The sequence below is a fragment of the Cupriavidus sp. H18C1 genome, assembly GCF_049311595.1.
Taxonomy (GTDB): Bacteria; Pseudomonadota; Gammaproteobacteria; order Burkholderiales; family Burkholderiaceae; genus Cupriavidus; species Cupriavidus cauae.
In genome coordinates this window covers 1,664,656-1,685,066 of record NZ_CP186008.1, presented here as the reverse complement: position 1 = coordinate 1,685,066, position 20,411 = coordinate 1,664,656, and the positions used below count along the sequence as shown (strand labels likewise).

The window sequence follows — 20,411 nt, the reverse complement described above, 5'->3', positions numbered from 1 at the left end:
GGCGCGCAAGGCCCGGGGCGGGCGGCATAAGCGCCCGCCAACCAGGACATCGAACAAAGCATCAACGCAGGCGGTCACGAGCCGCGGCACCCAGGGAGAGCAACATGTGTGGCATCGTCGGCGCGGTTTCGACGCGCAATATCGTTCCGGTTCTGATCGAAGGCCTGCGCCGCCTGGAATACCGCGGCTATGACTCGTGCGGCGTGGCGGTGGTCCGCGAGGACACGCTCGAGCGCGCCCGCACCGTGTCGCGGGTGGCGGACCTGGACGAGCAGACGCGCGGCTCCGGCCTGTCCGGCACGATCGGCGTCGCCCACACGCGCTGGGCCACGCACGGCAAGCCCGACACCATCAACGCCCACCCGCACTTCTCCGGCGAGACCATCGCGCTGGTGCACAACGGCATCATCGAGAACTACGAGCCGCTGCGCGACGAACTGCGCGCCGCCGGCTACGGCTTCGATTCGCAGACCGATACCGAAGTGGTCGCCCATCTGGTGCACCAGGCCTACACCTATCCGAGCAGCGCCACGCGCGGCGACCTGTTCGCCTCGGTGCGGGCGATCACCAAGCGCCTGCACGGCGCCTATGCGATCGCCGTGGTCGCCAAGGACCAGCCCGACTGCGTGGTCGGCGCGCGCGCCGGCTCGCCGCTGGTCGCGGCGCTCGGCGAAGGCGAGGCCTTCCTCGCCTCCGACGCGCTGGCCGTCGCCGGCACCGCCAACCGCGTGATCTATCTGGAAGAGGGCGACGTGGTCGAGGTGCGGCGCGACGCGATCACGATCCACGACCTCAACGACGAGCCGGTCGAGCGCGAAGTGCGCGTGGTCGAAGCCCACGCGGCGGCCGTCGATCTGGGCCCGTACCGGCATTTCATGCAGAAGGAAATCTTCGAGCAGCCGCGCGCGCTGGCCGACACGCTCGAGGGCATCGAAAGCATCGAGCCGAGCCAGTTCGGCGAACGCGCCGCGCAGGTGTTCGCCAATATCGACAGCGTGCTGATCCTTGCCTGCGGCACCAGCTACTACTCTGGCTGCACCGCCAAGTACTGGCTCGAAGCGATCGCCCGCATCCCGACGCAGGTCGAGGTCGCCAGCGAATACCGCTATCGCGAAACCGTGCCCAATCCGCGCCAACTGGTGGTCGTGATCTCGCAATCGGGCGAGACCGCCGACACGCTGGCCGCGCTGCGCCATGCCAAGGGCCTGGGCCACGAGCACACGCTGTGCATCTGCAACGTCGCCAGCAGCGCGATGGTCCGCGAAACCGAGCTGCGCTTCATCACCCGCGCCGGCACCGAGATCGGCGTCGCCTCGACCAAGGCCTTCACCACGCAGCTGGCCGCGCTGTACATGCTGACGCTGGCGCTGGCCAAGCTGCGCGGCACGCTGTCGGAGGAAAGCCAGGCCAAGGCGCTGACGAACCTGCGCCACCTGCCGGCCGCGCTGCACGGCGTGCTGGCGCTGGAGCCGCAGATCATCGCCTGGTCGGAAGACTTCGCCCGCCGCGAGAACGCGCTGTTCCTCGGACGCGGCCTGCACTATCCGATCGCGCTGGAAGGCGCGCTGAAGCTGAAGGAAATCTCGTACATCCACGCCGAGGCCTATCCGGCCGGCGAGCTCAAGCACGGCCCGCTGGCGCTGGTGACCGAGGCGATGCCGGTGGTCACGGTGGCGCCGAACGACGCGCTGCTGGAGAAGCTGAAGTCGAACATCCAGGAAGTGCGCGCCCGCGGCGGCCGGCTCTATGTGTTCGCCGACGCTGACACGCACATCACCTCGACCGACGGCATCCAGGTGATCCGGCTGCCCGAGCACTACGGCGACCTGTCGCCGATCCTGCATGTGGTGCCGCTGCAATTGCTGGCGTATCACACCGCGTGCGCGCGCGGGACCGACGTCGACAAGCCGCGCAACCTGGCGAAGTCGGTGACGGTGGAATAAGGGAATCGGCAAGGCGTTGCGCTCAGCAAAAGGGCGCTGCGGCACCGGCCGCAGCGCCCTTTTCTTTGCCCCGTCAGCTGGTCCGCGGCGGTCAGCCCTCGGTCAGCCCTCGGTCAGCCCTCGGTCAGCCCTCGGTCAGTCCTCGGTCAGTCCTCGGCCCATCACTCCATCCGCTTCGGAAACCGCAACGCAAACCGCGTCTTCCCCCCGCTCGGACCGCACCGCGATATCGCCGCCATGCGCCAGCATGATGGCCCGGGTGATCGACAGCCCCAGCCCAACGCTGTCCGACTCCGGCCTCGTGCGCGACTTATCCCCCCGCGAGAAGCGATCGAAGATCGACGGCAGCAGGCCCGGGTCGATCTCGGCGCCGTCGTTCTCCACGGCGACCTCGACGTGTTCTCCGGCGTCCGCCACCTCGACGACGATCGTGCCGCCCGGCGGCGTATAGCGCAGCGCGTTCGAAATCAGATTGCTCAGCGCCCGCCGCAGCATCAGCCGGTCGCCCTGGATACGGCCGTCGCCCCGTAGATCCAGGCGCACTGCCTTGTCCTCGGCCAGCGCCTCGTAGAAGTCAAACAGCGCGCGCACCTCGTCGGCGATGCGGATCGCCTCGGTGTTGGGCAGATCGAGCCCGTGTTCCATCTTGGCCAGGTACAGCATGTCGGACACCATGCGGGCGAGCCGCTGCAGCTCCTCGGCGTTCGAGGCCAGGATGTCGCGGTAATTGCCGGCATCGCGCGGCTGCGACAGGGCGACCTGGGTCTGCGTCATCAGGTTGGTGATCGGCGTGCGCAGCTCGTGCGCCAGGTCGGACGAGAACTCGGACAGCCGCCGGAAATCGTCCTGCAGCCGCGCCAGCATCGCGTTGAGGTTCGCCGCCAGATCGGCCATCTCGACCGGCACCGCCTCGACCGGCATCCGCTCGTACAGCTTGCTGCCCGTCACGGTCTGCGCGCGCGACGCCATCGTGCGCAACGGCGACAATCCGCGGCGCGCCGCCCACCAGCCGAGCACGCCGCTGGCCAGCGCGGCGAGCGCGATATAGAACACCAGCGACTGGCGGAACGCGTGGATGAAGTGGTCGTGGATCTCGGTGTCCATGCCGACCAGCATGCGCAGCGGCTCGCCCGCGCCCGGATCGCGCACGGTGCGGACCATGCCGCGATACAGCTGGCCGTTCTGCCGCCATTCGAGCCCATTGCCCTGCGAGCCGTCCGCGCCATCGGCACCGTTCGCAGCGTTCCCACCGGCCGCGCCGTCCGCATCGAGGCGCCCCGCCGCATCCATCCGCGCCGCCGCCTCGAGCGCCGCGCCGAAATCGAGGCCGGGGCTCGCAAACAGCGGCTCGCCGCGCTTGCCTTGCACATGGATCAGCAGGCCGCCGTGGTGCTTCTGCGCGTCGGCCAGCCGCGCCGCGATGCCGTCGGGCGGGCCCGTCGCCACGATCCGTTCGACCATCCGCAGATTGTCCCCGAGCAGCGCGTAGTCCTGGTCGGCGAAGTGGCGGTCCATCGCCGAGAAGATCAGCCACCCCAGGCCCAGCAGCACGCAGGCGGAGGTCAGCGAGAACAGCGCGGTCAGCCGGGCCGTCAGCGAGAGGCGCGGCATCAGTCGCCGTCCTCCGGGGTCTCGAGCACGTAGCCCATGCCGCGCACCGTCTGGATCAGCTTGAGGTCGAAGTCGTCGTCGATCTTGGCGCGCAGGCGGCGGATGGCGACGTCGATCACATTGCTGTCGCTGTCGAAGTTCATGTCCCACACCTGCGAGGCGATCAGCGAGCGCGGCAGCACCTCGCCCCGCCGGCGCGCCAGCAGTTCGAGCAGCGAGAACTCCTTGTTGGTCAGCACGATGCGGCGGCCGGCGCGGGTGGCTCGGCGACGCGCCAGGTCGAGCACCAGATCGGCGATCTGGATGCGGTCCAGCGCCACCTGCGTGGCGCCGCGGCGCAGCAGCGTGCGCACGCGGGCCAGCAGCTCGGCAAAGGCGAAGGGTTTGACCAGATAGTCGTCGGCGCCGAGCTCCAGGCCCTTGACGCGATCGGCCACGCTGTCGCGCGCCGTCAGGAACAGCACGGGGACCCGGTTGTCGGCGGCGCGCAGCGTCTGCACGATGCGCCAGCCGTCCACGTCGGGCAGCATCACGTCGAGCACGATCAGGTCGTACGGCTCGGTCATGGCCAGATGCTGGCCGTCCAGGCCGTTGGCGGCCAGGTCCACCACGAACCCCGCTTCGGTCAGGCCCTGCCGCAGGTATTCCCCGGTCTTGGCCTCGTCTTCGACTACCAGCAATTTCATCGGCGCTTCCTGCTTGCTACTGTCTGCTTCCTGCTTCCTGCTTCCTGCTTCCTGCTTCCTGCTTCCTGCTTCCTGCTTCCTGCTTCCTGCTTCCTGCTTCCTGCTTCCTGCTTCCTGCTTCCTGCTTCCTGCTTCCTGCTTCCTGCTTCCTGCTTCCCGCTTCCTGCTTCCTGTTTCCCGCTTCCCGCTTCCTGTGCCCCGCGTCGGGCGGCTTCCTGTTTTCCGCGTCCCGCTGTGGGCTGTGCCCTTCGCGCGCCGCCGGCCATCGCCGCCCCGCGCAACCGTCGCGATAGTGTAGGGCGAGGCAGCCCAACATGACGCCAACCTTACCGGAATGTAATGTCGGGGTAATTGGTTGGTTACTGCCCGGTCCTTATCCTGCCGAGGCCATTTGCGATTGACGATCACCGATTGAAGCGTCTCCGACGCCGATCGTCGACGCCGATCACCGACACCGATCACAGACGCCGATCACAGACGCCGATCGCTGATAGACCACAAGGACCGCCTCCATGCCCCGCATCGCCCCAACCACCCTGGCCCTGCCGCCTCATCTGTCCCGCCGGCGCTTCGTGCAAGGGCTGGTCGCGGGCGGCGTGCTCGGTGCACTGTCCGGCGTGCCCGGCGCGGCATGGGCGCAGCACGCGGACCGTCCGCGGCGGGCGGGCAGCGGCAGCGCGCCGGTGCTGACCGGCACCGAATTCGACCTGTTCATCGAAGAGGCGGTCGTCAACTTCACCGGCAAGCCCGCCATCGCCCACACCATCAACGGCATGCTGCCGGGCCCGACGCTGCGCTGGCGCAAGGGCGATACGGTGACCATCCGCGTGACCAACCGCCTGCGCGAGCCGACCTCTATCCACTGGCACGGCATCATCCTGCCGTTCGAGATGGACGGCGTGCCCGGCATCAGCTTCCCCGGCATCGCACCGGGCGAGACCTTCACCTACCGCTTCAAGGTCGTGCAGAGCGGCAGCTACTGGTACCACTCGCACTCCGGCTTTCAGGAGATGACCGGCGTCTACGGCGGCCTGATCATCGACGGCGACGACGATCCGATCCGCGCGGACCGCGACCACACCGTGCTGCTGTCCGACTGGACCGACGAGGACGGCATGCGCGTGCTGTCCAAGCTCAAGACCCAGAGCGACTACTACAACTACAACCAGCCCACCGTCGTCGACTTCTTCCGCGATGTCGCCAACGACGGCATCAAGGCCGCTGTCGACAAGCGCCGCATGTGGAACCAGATGCGGATGAGCCCAACCGATCTGGCCGACCTGTCCGCGCATACGCTGACCTACCTGACCAACGGCGTGACGCCGGCCGGCAACTGGACCGGCCTGTTCAAGCCGGGCGAGACAGTGCGGCTGCGCTTCATCAATGGCAGCGGCAATACCTTCTATGACGTGCGCATTCCGGGGCTGAAGCTCCGCGTCGTGCAGGTCGACGGCCAGAACATCGAGCCGGTGACGGTCGACGAATTCCGCTTCGGCCCCGGCGAGACCTGCGATGTCCTGGTCGAGCCGCGCGACGAGGCCTACACGATCTTCTCGCAGGCGATGGACCGCACGGGCTACGCGCGCGGCACGCTGGCGACGCGCGAGGGGCTGCAGGCCACCGTGCCCGCGCTCGACAAGGCCGAATGGCTGACCATGACGGACATGATGGGCGACATGGGGGAGATGGGGTCAATGGGCGCGATGGCCGGCATGAGCCATGGCGGCGGGCACGATCACGGCGCCATGCAGGGCATGCACGGTGCGCACGGCACGCACGGCATGCACGGAATGCACGGAATGCACGGAACGCACGGAACGCACGGCGCGCATGGCATCCACCACGGCGGCATGGCAATGGACCACAGCCAGCACGCCATGCCGACGGCGCCGGCAAACGGCTCGCTGAATGTCCCCAGCAAGACCGCCCGCCACGCACGCACCGAATACGGCCCCAGCACCGACATGCGGGTCGATATGGCGCGGACCAACCTGGACGATCCCGGCATCGGCCTGCGCAACAACGGGCGCCGCGTGCTGACGCTGGCCGACATGCGTACTGTCGGCGGCCCGATGGACCCGCGCGGACCGGGCCGCGAGGTGGAACTGCACCTGACCGGCAATATGGAGCGCTACACCTGGTCCTTCGACGGCCTGGAGTTCGGCAAGTCCACGCCGGTCCATTTCCGCCACGGCGAGCGGCTGCGCGTGATCCTGCATAACGACACGATGATGACGCACCCGATGCATCTGCACGGCATGTGGAGCGAGCTGGAGGCGCCGGACGGCACCTTCCAGGCGCGCCGGCACACGATTCCGGTGCAGCCTGCCCAGCGCATCAGCTTCCTCGTCACGGCCGATGCGCTGGGCCGCTGGGCCTGGCATTGCCATCTGATGATGCATATGGACGCAGGCATGTTCCGCGAAGTGCTGGTGGCCTGACCGACCCGATGTTCCATCCGAATTCCAAGACGCACGGGGCCCGAGCCATGCCATCGAAAACACTTCTTGCCTTCCTGCTGGCGGCCGCCGGCATCGGCGCTGCGTGGGGACAGCAGCCGCACCAGCACGATCACGGTGACCACCAGCAGCACCAGCAGCATCAGCAGCATCAGCACGGCAGCGCCCCGCAGCCGGCAATGGACCACGGCGACATGAAGATGCAGGGCGGCAGCGCGCCGCCCGACGCCCGCGATCCGCACGCCTATTCCGGCGGCCATCGCCTCGGCGTCGGGCAGTACGCGCTCGGTCCGCATCGGCAACTGCATATGGCCGACGAGCACCTGTTCGGCTCGGTGCTGGTGGACCGCCTCGAATGGGCGCGCGGCAGCGACACCAACGCCGCCGCCTACGAGGCGCAGGCGTGGTTCGGCGGCACCTACGACCGGCTGGTCATCAAGGCCGAGGGCGAGGTCGAACGCGGCAAGGTCCACGAGGCCCGCACCGAACTGCTGTGGGGCCACGCGATCGCCAGCTATTGGGACACCCAGCTCGGCATCCGCAACGACGCCGGCCACGGCCGCCCCGCGCGCAACTGGCTCGCATTCGGCGTGCAGGGGCTGGCGCCCTACTGGTTCGAACTCGACGCCACCGGCTACCTCGGCACCGAAGGGCGGACGGCGCTGCGGCTGTCGGCCGAATACGAGCTGCTGATCACGCAGCGCCTGATCCTGCAGCCGCGCATCGAGGCGAATTTCTACGGCAAGAACGACCGCGAGGTCGGCGTCGGCAGCGGCCTGTCCAACGGCGCGGTCGGCGTGCGCCTACGCTACGAGTTCAGCCGCCAGTTCGCGCCGTACATCGGCGTGGAGCGCTACCAGACGTTCGGCAATACCGCGGACATGGTGCGCGCCTCCGGCGGCCGCAGCGGCGAAACGCGCTTTGTCGCCGGCGTGCGCGTCTGGTTCTGAGCCGTCCGCCTACGACGGTCCGCGGCCTGCTCTGCGGTGCAAGCGCGTCGGCCGAACAGGTCCGGCTAGAGGTTCCGTTTGCAGCATTGACAATACCTCGTGCAGATTCTGCGACATCGACTGCCTTACCGAGGCGGATGACGCCTACGCTGCGCACGATAGGTCTCCCCCACGCCGGTATCACCCCCGATCTGCGCGCTGGCACGCTCGATGCATCGGTTCGAGTCCGGACGTCTTGTCCGCACATCCGGAGACCATCATGACTCAGCAACAGCAAGGCCAAGGCCAAAAGAGCGGCAGCAAGCAGCAACAGCAACAGCAACAAAGCAAGGGCGGCCAGCAGCAGCAAGGCGGCCAACAGCGCGAGCGCAAGCAGCAGCAACAGAAGTAAGGCAGTGCCGGAGGATGCGGCGGCGAATGCCCGGAGGGCTTCGCCGCCTGCCTTTTTGCGTTACGAAAACCCGGCTTAAGACGGCTGCTCGTCGAACTTGTCCCAAAGGGCCGACTTGAACCAGGCGGGCATCCTGTCGGCTTTGACTTCCAGCTCCTGGCCGTCGGTGACTTCCGCGATCCATACCTTTCCCGGGTCTGCCGGCCGTTTTCACTGACCGAGTAAGGGACGATCCTACGCCCCGAGCTGCTCCGCCAGGAACGCCTTCATCGCGGCCCAAGAGCGCCTGTCGGCCCGCGGGTCATAGACGATGCCGCGCTCGGGGAAATTCGCGCCGGCGAAGGTGAAGGCGTGGCGGGCGTGGCCGTAGGCGTGCAACTGCCAGTCCGCTCCCGCCGCGGTCAGCTCGCTGGCAATGGCGAGCACATCGGCCGGCGGCGCGACCGGGTCTTCCCAGCCGTGCAGCAGCAGGACGCTCGCGGAGATTGGCCGCTGCGCGCCGATCCGTGGCGGCTGCAGCACGCCGTGGATGCTGATGGCGGCGACCAGGTTCGGCGGCGCCGCGCGTGCCAGGTCCAGTGCGCACAGGCCGCCGAAGCAGTAGCCGACCGCGGCGATGCGGCGCGGGTCGACGCCGGAAAGCGACGTGGCGGCATCGAGTCCCGCCAGCAGCCGCCGCTGCAACAGGGCACGGTCGGCCAGCATCGGATTCATCAGATGCGAGTTGTCGCCCATCGGGTCGCCGCGCACACCCTTGCCATAGACGTCGGCGGCGAAGCAGACGTAGCCCAATGCGGCGAGCCGGTCGGCGCTGCGCTTGATGGGCTCGCTCAGGCCGCTCCACTCGTGGGCCAACAGAACGCAGGGCGCGGCTGGCCCCAGGCCGGCGGGCCGGGCCACGTAACCCTCGAAGGTTGTCGCGCCGTCGGTGTAGTCGACGAGCGTTCGTTCCAGCGCAATGTCTTCAACGTCCATACGTCCCTCCTGTCGAGTGCCGCAGGATGCCGCGGCGCGGACACGCCGTATTGAACGTTTGGGACCGTTTTGAACCGCTGGACCGCCTCTACCGCCTCTACCGCCTCGACCGCCTCGACCGCCTGGGACTCGGGACTCGGGACTCGGGACTCGGGACTCGGGACTTGGGAGTTGCGACGGCCGGAGACGGCCTGGGACGGCCGGAGACGGCTTGGGACGGCTTGGGACGGCTTGGGACGGCTTGGGACGGCTTGGGACGGCTTGGGACGGCTTGGGGCGGCTTGGACGGCTTGGGGCGGCCTGGGACGGCTTGGGGCCGTTCGCGACGCTTCGACCCCGCCCCGTCAGAGATAGAAGGCCGGGCCCTCTCCCGGTTGCCGGCCGAAGTATTCGGCCAGTGGCGAAGGCCCGCCGCGGGCGTAGCCGCTCGGCGTCTGGGCCAGACGCCGCCGCCAGTTGCGGATCTGGTGCGCCTGGTCGCTGTAGCCGGACAGCGCGTCCCCATCGCCGCGTTGCACGGCCTGGATGCTCGACTGCAGCCGTTCCAGGTCCATCAGCTGCTTGGGGCCGACGCCGAGATGCCGCTCGAACCATCGATGCAGTTGGCGCCGATTGACGGCGGTCAGCCGGGCGATGTCCTGCACCTGCTGGCCCTGGCGCAACAGCGCGTGGGCCGCGGCGAGCGTCGGCAGCTCGATCGGCGCGCGGGTGGCGTCGAGGCGCCGCAGCAGCCAGGCGTCCAGTTGGCTGGCGATCCGGCGCGGCGCCCAGGCGGCGCTGAGGTCGGCCGCAAGCGAGCAGGCCGTTCCATCGCCCAGATAGGCGGCAAGGTCCATCAGGCGATCCTTGCAGTCCGCGCCAATGCCGGGGAACAGCCGCGCCAGCCCGATGCCGCTGAGCATCGCCATGACGAAATATGTGTCCGACCACGAGCGCCAGCGGCGGCTGCTCGACTGGAAGCCCAGCAGCGAGACCCTCGGGACGGTAGGGCCGCCCTCCATCGCATTGGGACGGCCGAAGTTGACCGATAGCACCGCGCCCGGGTAAGGGCAGGTCTCGATCGCCTGCCCTTCGTACACGCCCTCCAGGTCCTGGACAAACCAGTAGCCGTTGACGTAGGGCGCCAACGCGGGGCAAGGGGCGATCACCTGGAACATGTCGGCGTGGTCGGGAAAGGTAGTGCGCGCGCGGGGCGCAGGCGACGAGCGATGACTCGCGAAAGCGATGACGCCGAACATACCAGAAGCCGGGCTCCGGGGCGTTGCCCACGTCAGGGGCTGCGGATCGCCTCCGGCCGCCGCACGACCCATTCGCGTCGTCACGCCCAATTGCGTCGTCACGCTCAACCGCGTCGTCACGCTCAACCGCGTCGTCACGCTCAACCGCGTCGTCACGCTCAACCGCGTCGTCGCGCCCAATCGCATCGTCACACGCCATTGCGTCGTTACGCACCAATCGCGCGCCACGCTCCTATCGCGTCTCGACGCACCGACTGCGTCGTCCCGCCTCTATCGCGTGATCACGCCCCTACCGCGTCGCGACGCTGGTGCCGTGCAGATACGGCAGGATCACGGCCTTCCAGCGCGCATATCCCTCGCCGTTCAGATGCACGCCGTCATAGGTATAGGCGCGATCCAGGTTGCCGTCCCGGTCCGCCAGCGCGCGGCCGACATCGATCCATTCGACCCGATCGTCGCTGGCCGCCAGCTCGGCCAGCAGCGCATTGAATTGGGCGACGCGGCCGTTGTCGCGGCCGGTGTCGCGGACTTCGCGATTGACCGGCAGCGTGCTCTGCAGATAGATCCGCGTGCCGGGCGACACGCGCTTGACCGTGTCGACGATCTGCCGATAGCGGTCGAACACATCGCGTTCGTCGAACGCGCCCAGGTCGTTGATGCCCGCCATCAGGAACAGCTTGGACGGCCGCGTCTTCGCCACCGACTCGATGCGGTCGAGGATGCGTGCCGTCGAATCGCCGCCGATGCCGCGATTGACGACATCGTGGTGGCCGAGAAACTCGCCCCACTCCCCGGCTTCGGTGATCGAGTCGCCGACGAAGACGATCTTGCCGGCGGGCAGCGCGGCATCGAGCGAGCGCAGATGCTGCAGCCGTCCGGCGCTGTAGCCCGAGCCGTCGTCGCGGTGCTTGAGCTTGAAGGCGAGATAGCCGATGCCGCCGAGGCGGTGGATCGCCATCGCGGTGGCGCTCACGAACGCCAGGTTCAGCAGCAGCGACGCCACCAATAACAGTCTGATCGGACGCATGGCCGACTCTCCCGATGAGCGGAGGTTGGGGCGGCCGATCTCCCTTCGGCACCGGGCGGCCGCGGCCATGGAAAGCTCCGCGAAAGCCGATGATCGGCGGCCCGTGGGCCTTTGTCCGTGCGACAGCAAACGCTTCTCATTTCAAAGGCGGGTTACGTTGGCACGCCACGGCGCCTCGAGTGCAGATCGATATACATCTAATTCATATAGATGAGTTGGTTGACCTTTATGATGTGACCACCTATGATCCGATGCACGCACCAACCCACAGAGGAGACACAACGATGATTCACGTCGTATTGCACGACGCCAAGGACACGGTGGCCGTGGCCGTGGTGGAAGGGATCGAGGCGGGCACCGAGCTGAACGCCTGGATCATGGACGAGGACCGCACCATCACGGTGACCGCGCGCCAGCCGATTCCGATCGGCCACAAGGTGGCGCTGCGCGACATGGCGCCGAACGACACGGTCTACAAGTACGGCGTCGACATCGGCAAGGTGGTCGCCCCGATCAAGGCCGGCGAGCACGCCCACGTGCACAACATCAAGACCAAGCGCTGGTAAGCGGCGCCGCCCGGCAGTCCGTGAGGAAAAGCCTTTCGGTCCAGCCATCCCGGCCATCGCCGCTCTTGCAGCCATCGCAGCCCATCGAGGCGATTCCAGTCATTCGAGAACCGAATACCACGTCATGTCCATCATCGATCAAAACACCACCTTCTGGGGCTACCGCCGCGACAACGGCCGCGTCGGCGTCCGCAACCACGTCATCATCCTGCCGCTGGACGACCTGTCCAACGCCGCCGCCGAGGCGGTCTCGCATGCGATCAAGGGCACGATGGCGATTCCCCATCCCTATGGCCGCCTGCAGTTCGGCCCGGACCTGGAGCTGCATTTCCGCACGCTGATCGGCGCCGGCAGCAATCCGAACGTCGCCGCCGTGGTGGTGATCGGCATCGAGGACGGCTGGACCAAGCGCGTGGTCGACGGCATCGCGAAGACCGGCAAGCCGGTGGTCGGCTTCGGCATCGAGGGCCACGGCGACCACGAGACCATCAAGCGCGCGTCCAAGGCCGCCAAGGAGTTCGTGCAGTACGCCACCGCGCTGCATCGCGTCGAATGCCCGATCGCCGACCTGTGGGTATCGACCAAGTGCGGCGAGTCGGATACCACCTCCGGCTGCGGCGCCAATCCGACCGTCGGCAACGCCTTCGACAAGCTGCATCCACTCGGCACCACGCTGGTGTTTGGCGAAACCTCCGAGCTGACCGGCGGCGAGCATATCGTCGCCGCACGCTGCGCCAACGACGAGGTGCGCCACCAGTTCATGGCGATGTTCGAGCGCTATCAGGCCATGATCGACCGCTGGAAGACCACCGACCTGTCGGAGTCGCAGCCGACCAAGGGCAATATCGCGGGCGGCCTGACCACCATCGAGGAGAAGGCGCTCGGCAACATCCAGAAGATCGGCAAGAAATGCACGGTCGACGGCGTGCTCGACAAGGCCGAGGAGCCGACCCATCCCGGCCTGTGGTTCATGGACTCGTCGTCGGCCGCGGCCGAGATGGTGACGCTGTGCGCGGCATCCGGCTTCGTCGTGCATTTCTTCCCGACCGGCCAGGGCAACGTGATCGGCAACCCGATCGTGCCGGTGATCAAGTTGTGCGCGAACCCGCGTACGGTCCGCCTGATGAGCGAGCACATGGACGTCGATTGCTCCGGCCTGCTGCAGCGCGAGCTGAACCTGGACCAGACCGGCGACAAGCTGCTCGAGTGCATGCTGGCGACCGCCAACGGCCGCTGGACCGCGGCCGAGGCGCTGGGCCACCGCGAGTTCGTGCTGACCCGCATCCACGAGTCGGCCTGATGAAGCGGATCTGCATCAGCGAGTTCATGGACCCGGACGCGGTGGCCGCGCTGACGCCCGGGTTCGAACTGCGCTACGAGCCCGAGTGGGTCGATCGGCGCGCCGAGCTGCTGGCCGCGCTGCCTTCGGCGGACGCGCTGATCGTGCGCAACCGCACGCAGGTCGATGCCGCGCTGCTCGACAGCGCGCCGCGCCTGCGGGTAGTGGGGCGGCTCGGCGTCGGCCTCGACAACATCGATGTCGAATCGTGCAAGGCGCGCGGCATCCGCGTGATCCCGGCCACCGGCGCCAATGCGCGTTCGGTCGCCGAGTACGTCGTCACCACGGTGGCGATGCTGCTGCGCGGCGCCTATCAGGGCAGCGGCGAGGTGATGCAGGGCAAATGGCCGCGCGCGCGTCTTTCGGAGGGACGCGAGGCGCTGGGCAAGACGCTGGGCCTGATCGGCTTCGGCGATATCGGCCGGCAGACCGCGGCGCTCGCCCAGGCCTTCGGCATGCGCGTGGTTGCGCACGATCCGATGCTGCGCGATGACGATCCGGTCTGGCAACGCAGCGGCGTCGCGCCGCGCGGCCTCGATGCGCTGCTCGCGGAAGCCGATGCGGTCAGCCTGCACGTGCCGCTGGTGCCGGCGACCCGGCATCTGCTCGACGCGCGGCGGCTCGCTGCGATGCGGCCGGGCGCGGTGCTGGTCAACACCGCGCGCGGCGGCGTGGTCGACGAGGGCGCGTTGGCTGCGGCGCTGCGCGAAGGCCATCTGGCCGGCGCCGCGCTCGACGTGTTCGAGCGCGAGCCGCTGCCGGCCGGCTCGCCGCTGGAGGGCGTGCCCAACCTGGTGCTGACGCCGCATATCGGCGGGGTCACGCGCGAGGCCAATGCGCGCGTGTCGATGCTGATCGCGCAGCAGGTGCGGCAGGCGTTGGAGGAGGGGGACTGCATGAGCGCTGCCAATACGAGCGCCAACGCAAGCGGCATCGCACGCGTCAACCCGGGCGCCGATGCCGGCGCCAATTCCGGCGCCACCGCAAACGCCACCGCAAACGCCAACGCAAGCGCCAACGCCAGCACGGTCGATGCCGCACGCCCGACGCGTTTGGCCGAAGCCGCGCTGCGTCGCGCCGGCGCGAGCCCGCTGCAGGCCGAAGCCACCGCCGCGGCGCTGGTGCGCGCCGATGCCGTCGGCCTCGCCTCGCACGGCGTGTCGCGGGTGCCGATGTATGTCGCGCACCTGCGGCGCGATCGCGTCGATGGTGCGGCGGTGCCCGTACTGCGCACGCCCGGCGAGCCGGAGAGACAGAGCGGTCAGAGCAGTCAGAGCGGACAGGGCGGACAGGGCGGACAGGACCGGCAGGGCCGACAACAGCGTGCCGCGCTGCTGGTCGATGCCCAATGCGGCTTCGCCTTCCCGGCCTGCGCGATGGCGATCGAGCACGCCATCACCCGCGCGCGCGAGCTCGGCGTCTGCGTGGCCGCGGTGACCAACAGCCATCACTTCGGCGCCGCCGCCTCGCATCTGGAACCCGTCGCCGCCGCCGGCATGATCGGCATCGCGCTGGGCAATTCGCCGGCCGCGATGCCGGCGTGGGGCGGGCGCAAGCCGCTGTTCGGCACCAATCCGATCGCCGCGGTGTTTCCGCGACGCGGCGCCGCGCCGGTGGTGATCGACCTGTCGCTGTCCGAGGTCGCGCGCGGCAAGATCATGGTCGCCGCCAAGGCCGGCCAGCCGATTCCGCTGGGCTGGGCGCTCGACGAAGCCGGGGAGCCGACCACCGACGCGAAGGCCGCGCTGCGCGGCTCGATGCTGCCTGCGGGCGGCGTCAAGGGCGCGATGCTGGCGCTGCTGGTCGAGCTGCTGGTGGTGTCGCTGGCCGGGGGCGCAGTTCGGCGCCGAGGCCGATTCCTTCTTCGAGGATGCCGGCGGCCGGCCGCGCATCGGCCAGGTCTTCCTGGTGCTGGACCCCCGCCGCGTTCAGCGGCGAGCAGGTCTATCACGATCGCGTCGAGGCGCTGCTGGCGGCGATGTTGGCCGACCCGGGCACGCGCCTGCCGGGCGCGCGCCGCGAGGCATCGCAACGACGCGCCAGCCGCGAGGGCATCGCCGTGCCCGCCGCGCTGCTGGACGAACTGGAGGCGCTGGCCGGGGAGGGTAGTCCGGCCTAGCAAACGTCAGTTCATGCCGGCCCCGGGGGCAGCGTCGTCCAGACGATGCGCCCAGGGGACGCCCCACAAGCCGAGGTCCGCAAAGCACGGATGGCGGCAAACAAAGGAGACAAACCATGCATCGCCTGTTGATTCGCTCCATGCTGCGGCATGTGGCCGCGTTGTCCGTTGCATTGTCCGCCGTCGTTGCTGTCACCGCGCCCGCGGCGGCCCAGGGTCCCGCCGACTATCCGAGCAAGCCGATCCGCTATGTGGTGCCGTTCGCGCCCGGCGGCCTGACCGACATCATGGCGCGCATGGTCGGCCATCAGCTGTCGGAGGAGTGGGGCAAGCCGATCGTCATCGACAACAAGCCGGGCGGCAATGCCAATATCGGCGCCGACCAGGTGGCCAAGGCCCCGGCGGACGGCTACACCTGGCTGGCCGTCACGCTGACGCACGCGTCCAACGTCACGCTGTTTCCCAAGCTGCCGTTCAACATGCAGAAGGACCTGGTGCCGGTGGCGCGCATCGCTTCGTCGCCGATGACCGTGGTGGTGCCGGCCAATTCGCCGATCCAGTCGATGAAGGACCTGGTCGAGGCCGCACGCAAGGGCAAGCTCAATGCGGGCTCGAGCGGCAACGGCACGCCGCCGCACCTGACGCTTGCACTGTTCGAGAGCCTGACCGGCACCAAATTGACGCACGTGCCGTACAAAGGTGGTGCACCGTCGATGACCGACCTGATCGGCGGGCAGATCGACGTGGTGTTCTCCAACTTCCCCGAGTCGCTGGCCTACGTCAAGGGCGGCAAGCTGCGCGCGCTGGCGGTGACCACGCGCGAGCGCCATCCGCTGCTGCCGGATGTGCCCACGGTCGGCGAGGTCGGCTTCCCCCGACCTGCTGGTCGAGAACTGGACCGGCCTGATGATGCCGGCCGGCACGCCCAAGCCGGTGATCGACAAGGTCGGCACGGCGGTGGCCAAGATGGTCGAGGTCAAGTCGGTGCGCGACCGTATCGTGGCCGCCGGTTTCTCGCCGGCGCCGCAGGCGAGCGCGCCCTTTACCGACTACTTCCAGGGCGAGGTCGCGCGCTGGGCCAGGCTGATCGACCAGAAGGGCATTCGGGCCGAGTAGGTTGACTTGAGGGGTCGAGTACAAGCGTCGCCTTCGGGCGTCGATGGCATGCGGCAAGCGCTGGCCTCGATCGCATGCGCCGAACGCAGCGGCCCACGCGAGCGTCGAGCGGAGGTACCGTACCCAAGGGCCCGGCCCGGGCGTTCGAAACGATTTTCAACACGGCGGGGAGCGGGTGACGGCAGTCATCCATGTTATATAGACGTTCCGTTCCAGCGCCGCCGGGCAACCGGCGGCGGTGCGGAACCGGCATCGTGCCAATCCATCCGTCCAGGGAGATCGTTGAAGGTGGGCGCAGAATTCGAAGCAGGCGCGGCAATCGGCGGCGTGCTGTACAAGGACGTCAAGCGGGCCATCCTGGCCGCGCTCGCCGCGGGCGAGTGGAAGCCCGGCGAGGCGATTCCGGCCGAACGCCGGCTGGTGGAGCGTTTCGGCGTGTCGATCGGCACGCTGCGCAAGGCGATCGACGAACTGGTGGCGGAGAACATCATGATCCGCCATCAGGGGCGCGGCACCTTCGTCGCGACCCATCGGCAGGAGGATCATTTCTTCCGCTTCTTCCGCGTGGTGCGCGAGGACGGGCATCGCGCCTTTCCCAGCGTGCGGCTGGCCAAATTCCGGCGCGGCAAGGCCAGCAAGGAGGAGGCGCTGGCGCTGGGCATCGCGCCGGGCGAGCGGGTCTTCCATTTCACCAACGTGCTGTCGCTGGACGGCAGGCCGGTGATGACCGATGCGATCACCGTGCCCGAGGCGCTGTTCGAAGGGCTGACCGAGACCATGCTGCGCGAGCGGCCCAACACGCTGTACAACTTCTATCAGGACGCCTTCGGCATCAACGTGATCCGCACCGAGGAGCGCCTGCGCGCGGTGCTGGCCGACGAGGACGACCATCGGCTGCTGGAGGTGCCGGTGGGCGGCCCGCTGCTGCAGATCACGCGGATCGCCTCGTCCTATCACGACCGGCGCGTCGAGCGCCGCGTCTCGCGGCTCGACACCACCGCGCACGAGTTCGCGATCTCGCAGCCGTAGCGGGCGCGGCGGCCGCAGCGGCCGCAGCAGCCGCAGCAGGCGTCAACACACCACCACGTCGTTCCCGCGCCTGCGGGCATTCAGCGACTCCGACTCTGCAAGCCACCGGGTCCCCGCCTTCACGGGGACAACGCCTTTCCTGCCGCTCAGTTCGTCCGGCGCTTGCCCGTCTTTTTCGTCGCGCATTCGATGCAGCGGCCGCGCAGCGTCAGCTCGTGCTGCTCGACCACGAAGCCGGGCGGCGTGATCTCTTCCAGGTGCCCGGGGCACCCTTCCAGCGGAAATACGCGGTCGCAGGTCAGGCACTGGAAGTAGTGCTTGTGCACGACCGCGTCCGGCGCGGCCGCGACCTCGTAGCGGTCGGCCTGGCCCGGCAGCGGCACCGCCACCAGGCCGCCTTCCTGCAGCATGGCGCGGATATTGCGGTAGACCGTCGCGAGGCCGAGCGTGGGCACCGTGCGCTGCGCGGCGGCCAGAATCTCGGCAGGGCTCAGCGGCCGGGCGGCCTCGCGCAGCGCGCCCAGCACGGCCTCGCGTTGACGGGTCATGCGTTCCATAGCTAGAATGATAATGAAAATTCGTTCTCAATAAGGCGCGCCGTCGCTCGGCAGCGTCACCGCAGACCGTATTGTCGCCGCTTATTGCCATGCTTGCGGCTTCCCTTGCCTGCTCGCGCACGCGGCGCGGCATGGCGGTCGCGCGTCGTTGTTCACCCTTCGTCCATCATGTCCACGCCGACTTCATCGCCCGCGCGGCTGCACGCGCGTCTGCTTGCGCGCCTGCCCGCAGCCCTGTCTGCAGCCCCGCCGGCGCCTCTGAGTGCGCGACCATTGCGCGCGGCGCACTCGCTGCCGCCTCTTGTCGCCGCCGTGTTCGCCGCCGGTCTGTTCGCCGTCCCGGCGCTCGCCGAGTCCGCCGAGACCGCCAATGCCGCCGAGCGCGAGGAAGCCGTGCTGCCCGAGGTCGCGGTGGTCACCTCCGGCGCATCGTACAACCCCGACGAGGCCAGCGGCGCGACCCGCACCGACACGCCGCTGCGCGAGGTACCGCAGGCGGTGCGCGTGCTGCCGCGCGCGATGATCGACGATATCGGCGCGACGCGGCTCGAGCAGACCTTCGACTACGTCAGCGGCATCGCGCGCCAGGACAGCTTCGGCGGACTGTGGGACAACTTCGCGGTGCGCGGCTTCGCCGGCAACGAGAACACCGGCACCGGCTATCTGGTCAACGGCTTCGTCGCCAATCGCGGCTTCACCGCGCCGCGCGACGCCGCCACCATCGAGCGCGTCGAAGTCCTGAAGGGGCCGACCTCGTCGCTGTATGGCAGCGGCGAGCCGGGCGGCACGCTGAACCTGGTCACCAAGCAGCCGCAGTTCAAGCCGGCGCAGAACTACGAGCTGGAGGCCGGCAACCGCGACCGCTACCGTGCCGCGGCCGATATCACCGGACCGCTGGGCGAGAACGTCGCGGGAAGGCTGATCGCGGTGGGCGACCATCAGGGCAGCCAGCGCGCCTTCGTCGACAGCCAGCGCTACCTGCTGGCGCCCTCGCTGACGTGGACCCTCGGCGCCGATACGGTGATCCAGTACGCCGGCGAATGGCAGCGCTTTTCCACGCCGCTGGACCGCGGCATCGTCGCGGTCGACGGCCGGCTCGACGCGGTGGGCCGCAAGACCTTCCTCGGCGAACCGAGCGATGGCGACATCCGCCTCGACAGCCAGTCGCATCAGCTCGGCGTCGAGCACCAGTTCTCGCCGGGCTGGAAGGGCCGGCTGTCGCTGGCCTATCGCGGCGGTTCGCTCGAAGGCTATTCGACCGAGCCGTTCGCGCTGGCCGCCGACGACCGCACGCTGCGGCGGCAGCGCCGATACCGCGACTACCAGTCCGACGACACCGCGCTGCAGGCGGACCTGACCGGCCGCATCGACACCGGACCGCTGTCGCACACGCTGCTGGTGGGCTTCGACGCCTATCGCTTCAGCAGCACCCAGGTGCAGTTGCGGGGCAACCCGACCGCCGCGACGCCGTACCCGATCGACATCTACGAGCCGGTCTACGGGTCGACACCGCCGCCGCTGCTGCCGAACACCGATACGCACGAGCGGCAGACCAATATCGGCCTGTACGCGCAGGACCAGATCGCCATCGGCGAGCGCTGGCGCGTGCTTGGGGGGCTGCGCGTCGACTCGTATCGCCAGACGCTGGACAACCGCCTGCGCGGCACGCGCGTCGAGCAGGACCAGACCGCGGTGTCGCCGCGCGGGGGCCTGGCCTACCTGGCCAGCAACAACGTGACGCTGTTCGCCAACGCCAGCCGCTCGTTCCGTCCCAATCCCGGCAGCAGCGCCGCGGGCGAGCCCTTTACGCCCGAGCGCGGCCGCGCTGTCGAGGCTGGCCTGAAGTTCGAAACAGACGATCGCCGTCTCGGCGCGACGCTGAGCGCGTTCACGATCCACAAGCGCAATGTGCTGACCGCCGATCCGGCCGATCCCTCGTTCTCGACCACCGCCGGCGAGGCGCGCAGCCGCGGCCTCGAGCTCGATGTGGCCGGCCGCGTCGGCCAGCATTGGCGCGTGTCGGGCAGCGTCGCGCTGACCGATGCCGAGATCACCGCCGATACCCGGCTGCCGGCCGGCACGCCGCTGCGCAATATCCCGCGCACCAGCGCCAGCGCGCTGGCCGTCTACGAGGACGCGGCGCCGTGGGGCCAACGCTATGGTGTCGGCGCCGGCGTGCGCTACATCGGCAAGCGCTCCGGCGACAGCGCGGACAGCTTCAAGCTGCCGTCGTACACGCTGGTCGATCTGCTGGCCTACTGGCAGCTCAGCAAGCAGGCCCGGCTGACGCTGAACGTGCACAACCTGTTCGATCGCGACTACTACGCCAGCTCCTACAGCGCGCTATGGATCGCGCCCGGGGCAGGGCGCACGGTGCGGCTCGGGCTGCGGCTGAGCTATTGATG

General features: G+C 68.8%; 13 protein-coding genes and 4 pseudogenes. 11 read left to right on the top strand and 6 right to left on the bottom strand.

Annotated elements, in window-relative coordinates:
• Positions 1-104: 104 nt before the first annotated feature.
• Entirely contained in the window at positions 105-1,943 is a 1,839-nt protein-coding gene (gene glmS / locus OJJOAM_RS07855) for a glutamine--fructose-6-phosphate transaminase (isomerizing) (RefSeq protein ID WP_422649424.1), read from the top strand.
• A 161-nt stretch (positions 1,944-2,104) separates the two neighbouring features.
• On the opposite strand, the pseudogene OJJOAM_RS07850 reads toward glmS, so the two are convergent.
• A pseudogene (locus OJJOAM_RS07850) lies at positions 2,105-3,554 on the bottom strand (heavy metal sensor histidine kinase).
• Positions 3,554-4,240, bottom strand: a complete 687-nt coding sequence (locus OJJOAM_RS07845; RefSeq protein ID WP_422649423.1) for a heavy metal response regulator transcription factor — start codon at positions 4,238-4,240, stop codon at positions 3,554-3,556. Before OJJOAM_RS07845 ends, OJJOAM_RS07850 begins: the two are co-directional and overlap by 1 nt.
• A 512-nt stretch (positions 4,241-4,752) precedes the next feature.
• Here OJJOAM_RS07845 and OJJOAM_RS07840 point away from each other — a divergent pair.
• The 3 genes from OJJOAM_RS07840 to OJJOAM_RS07830 all read left to right on the top strand — a co-directional run bounded on the left by OJJOAM_RS07840 (position 4,753) and on the right by OJJOAM_RS07830 (position 8,040).
• Positions 4,753-6,681 (top strand): copper resistance system multicopper oxidase, encoded by a 1,929-nt coding sequence (locus tag OJJOAM_RS07840; protein ID WP_422649422.1) that lies wholly within the window; start codon positions 4,753-4,755, stop codon positions 6,679-6,681.
• A 47-nt stretch (positions 6,682-6,728) separates the two neighbouring features.
• Complete coding sequence (locus OJJOAM_RS07835) at positions 6,729-7,649, top strand: copper resistance protein B (protein ID WP_422649421.1); 921 nt, start codon at positions 6,729-6,731, stop codon at positions 7,647-7,649.
• Positions 7,650-7,908: 259 nt separating this feature from the next.
• A complete protein-coding gene (locus OJJOAM_RS07830) occupies positions 7,909-8,040 on the top strand; it encodes a hypothetical protein (RefSeq protein ID WP_255650794.1) in 132 nt (43 codons plus the stop codon).
• Positions 8,041-8,274: 234 nt separating this feature from the next.
• On the opposite strand, the gene OJJOAM_RS07825 is transcribed toward OJJOAM_RS07830, so the two are convergent.
• From OJJOAM_RS07825 to OJJOAM_RS07815, 3 genes are all read right to left on the bottom strand, one after another.
• Positions 8,275-9,015 carry a dienelactone hydrolase family protein gene (locus OJJOAM_RS07825; RefSeq protein WP_422649420.1) on the bottom strand — a complete coding sequence of 247 codons (741 nt, stop codon included), beginning with the start codon at positions 9,013-9,015 and terminating at the stop codon, positions 8,275-8,277.
• A gap of 344 nt (positions 9,016-9,359) precedes the next feature.
• Positions 9,360-10,439 carry a helix-turn-helix domain-containing protein gene (locus tag OJJOAM_RS07820; protein ID WP_422649530.1) on the bottom strand — a complete coding sequence of 360 codons (1,080 nt, stop codon included), beginning with the start codon at positions 10,437-10,439 and terminating at the stop codon, positions 9,360-9,362.
• 103 nt (positions 10,440-10,542) lie between these two features.
• Positions 10,543-11,280 carry a GDSL-type esterase/lipase family protein gene (locus tag OJJOAM_RS07815; RefSeq protein WP_422649419.1) on the bottom strand — a complete coding sequence of 246 codons (738 nt, stop codon included), beginning with the start codon at positions 11,278-11,280 and terminating at the stop codon, positions 10,543-10,545.
• A 284-nt stretch (positions 11,281-11,564) separates the two neighbouring features.
• Between OJJOAM_RS07815 and OJJOAM_RS07810 the strand changes: the two genes are divergently transcribed.
• The 6 genes and pseudogenes from OJJOAM_RS07810 to OJJOAM_RS07785 all read left to right on the top strand — a co-directional run bounded on the left by OJJOAM_RS07810 (position 11,565) and on the right by OJJOAM_RS07785 (position 17,449).
• Positions 11,565-11,846, top strand: coding sequence for a UxaA family hydrolase (locus OJJOAM_RS07810; protein WP_006575911.1), 282 nt, complete (start codon positions 11,565-11,567; stop codon positions 11,844-11,846).
• 124 nt (positions 11,847-11,970) lie between these two features.
• A complete protein-coding gene (locus OJJOAM_RS07805) occupies positions 11,971-13,146 on the top strand; it encodes a UxaA family hydrolase (protein WP_422649418.1) in 1,176 nt (391 codons plus the stop codon).
• Positions 13,146-14,069: pseudogene (locus tag OJJOAM_RS07800) on the top strand (hydroxyacid dehydrogenase); the annotation flags it as partial. The gene OJJOAM_RS07805 and the pseudogene OJJOAM_RS07800, both read left to right, overlap by 1 nt.
• Positions 14,070-14,237: 168 nt before the next feature.
• Positions 14,238-15,304, top strand: a pseudogene (locus OJJOAM_RS07795) (Ldh family oxidoreductase).
• 116 nt (positions 15,305-15,420) lie between these two features.
• Positions 15,421-16,420 (top strand): annotated as a pseudogene (locus OJJOAM_RS07790) (Bug family tripartite tricarboxylate transporter substrate binding protein).
• Positions 16,421-16,708: 288 nt separating this feature from the next.
• Positions 16,709-17,449 carry a GntR family transcriptional regulator gene (locus tag OJJOAM_RS07785; RefSeq protein ID WP_149317201.1) on the top strand — a complete coding sequence of 247 codons (741 nt, stop codon included), beginning with the start codon at positions 16,709-16,711 and terminating at the stop codon, positions 17,447-17,449.
• Positions 17,450-17,595: 146 nt separating this feature from the next.
• Here OJJOAM_RS07785 and OJJOAM_RS07780 read toward each other — a convergent pair whose 3' ends face one another.
• Positions 17,596-18,006: a Fur family transcriptional regulator gene (locus OJJOAM_RS07780; RefSeq protein ID WP_149317200.1), complete on the bottom strand. Its 411-nt coding sequence runs from the start codon at positions 18,004-18,006 to the stop codon at positions 17,596-17,598.
• A 168-nt stretch (positions 18,007-18,174) separates the two neighbouring features.
• Here OJJOAM_RS07780 and OJJOAM_RS07775 point away from each other — a divergent pair, with 168 nt between their 5' ends.
• Positions 18,175-20,409: a TonB-dependent siderophore receptor gene (locus OJJOAM_RS07775; RefSeq protein WP_422649417.1), complete on the top strand. Its 2,235-nt coding sequence runs from the start codon at positions 18,175-18,177 to the stop codon at positions 20,407-20,409.
• The last annotated feature ends 2 nt before the right edge of the window (positions 20,410-20,411 follow it).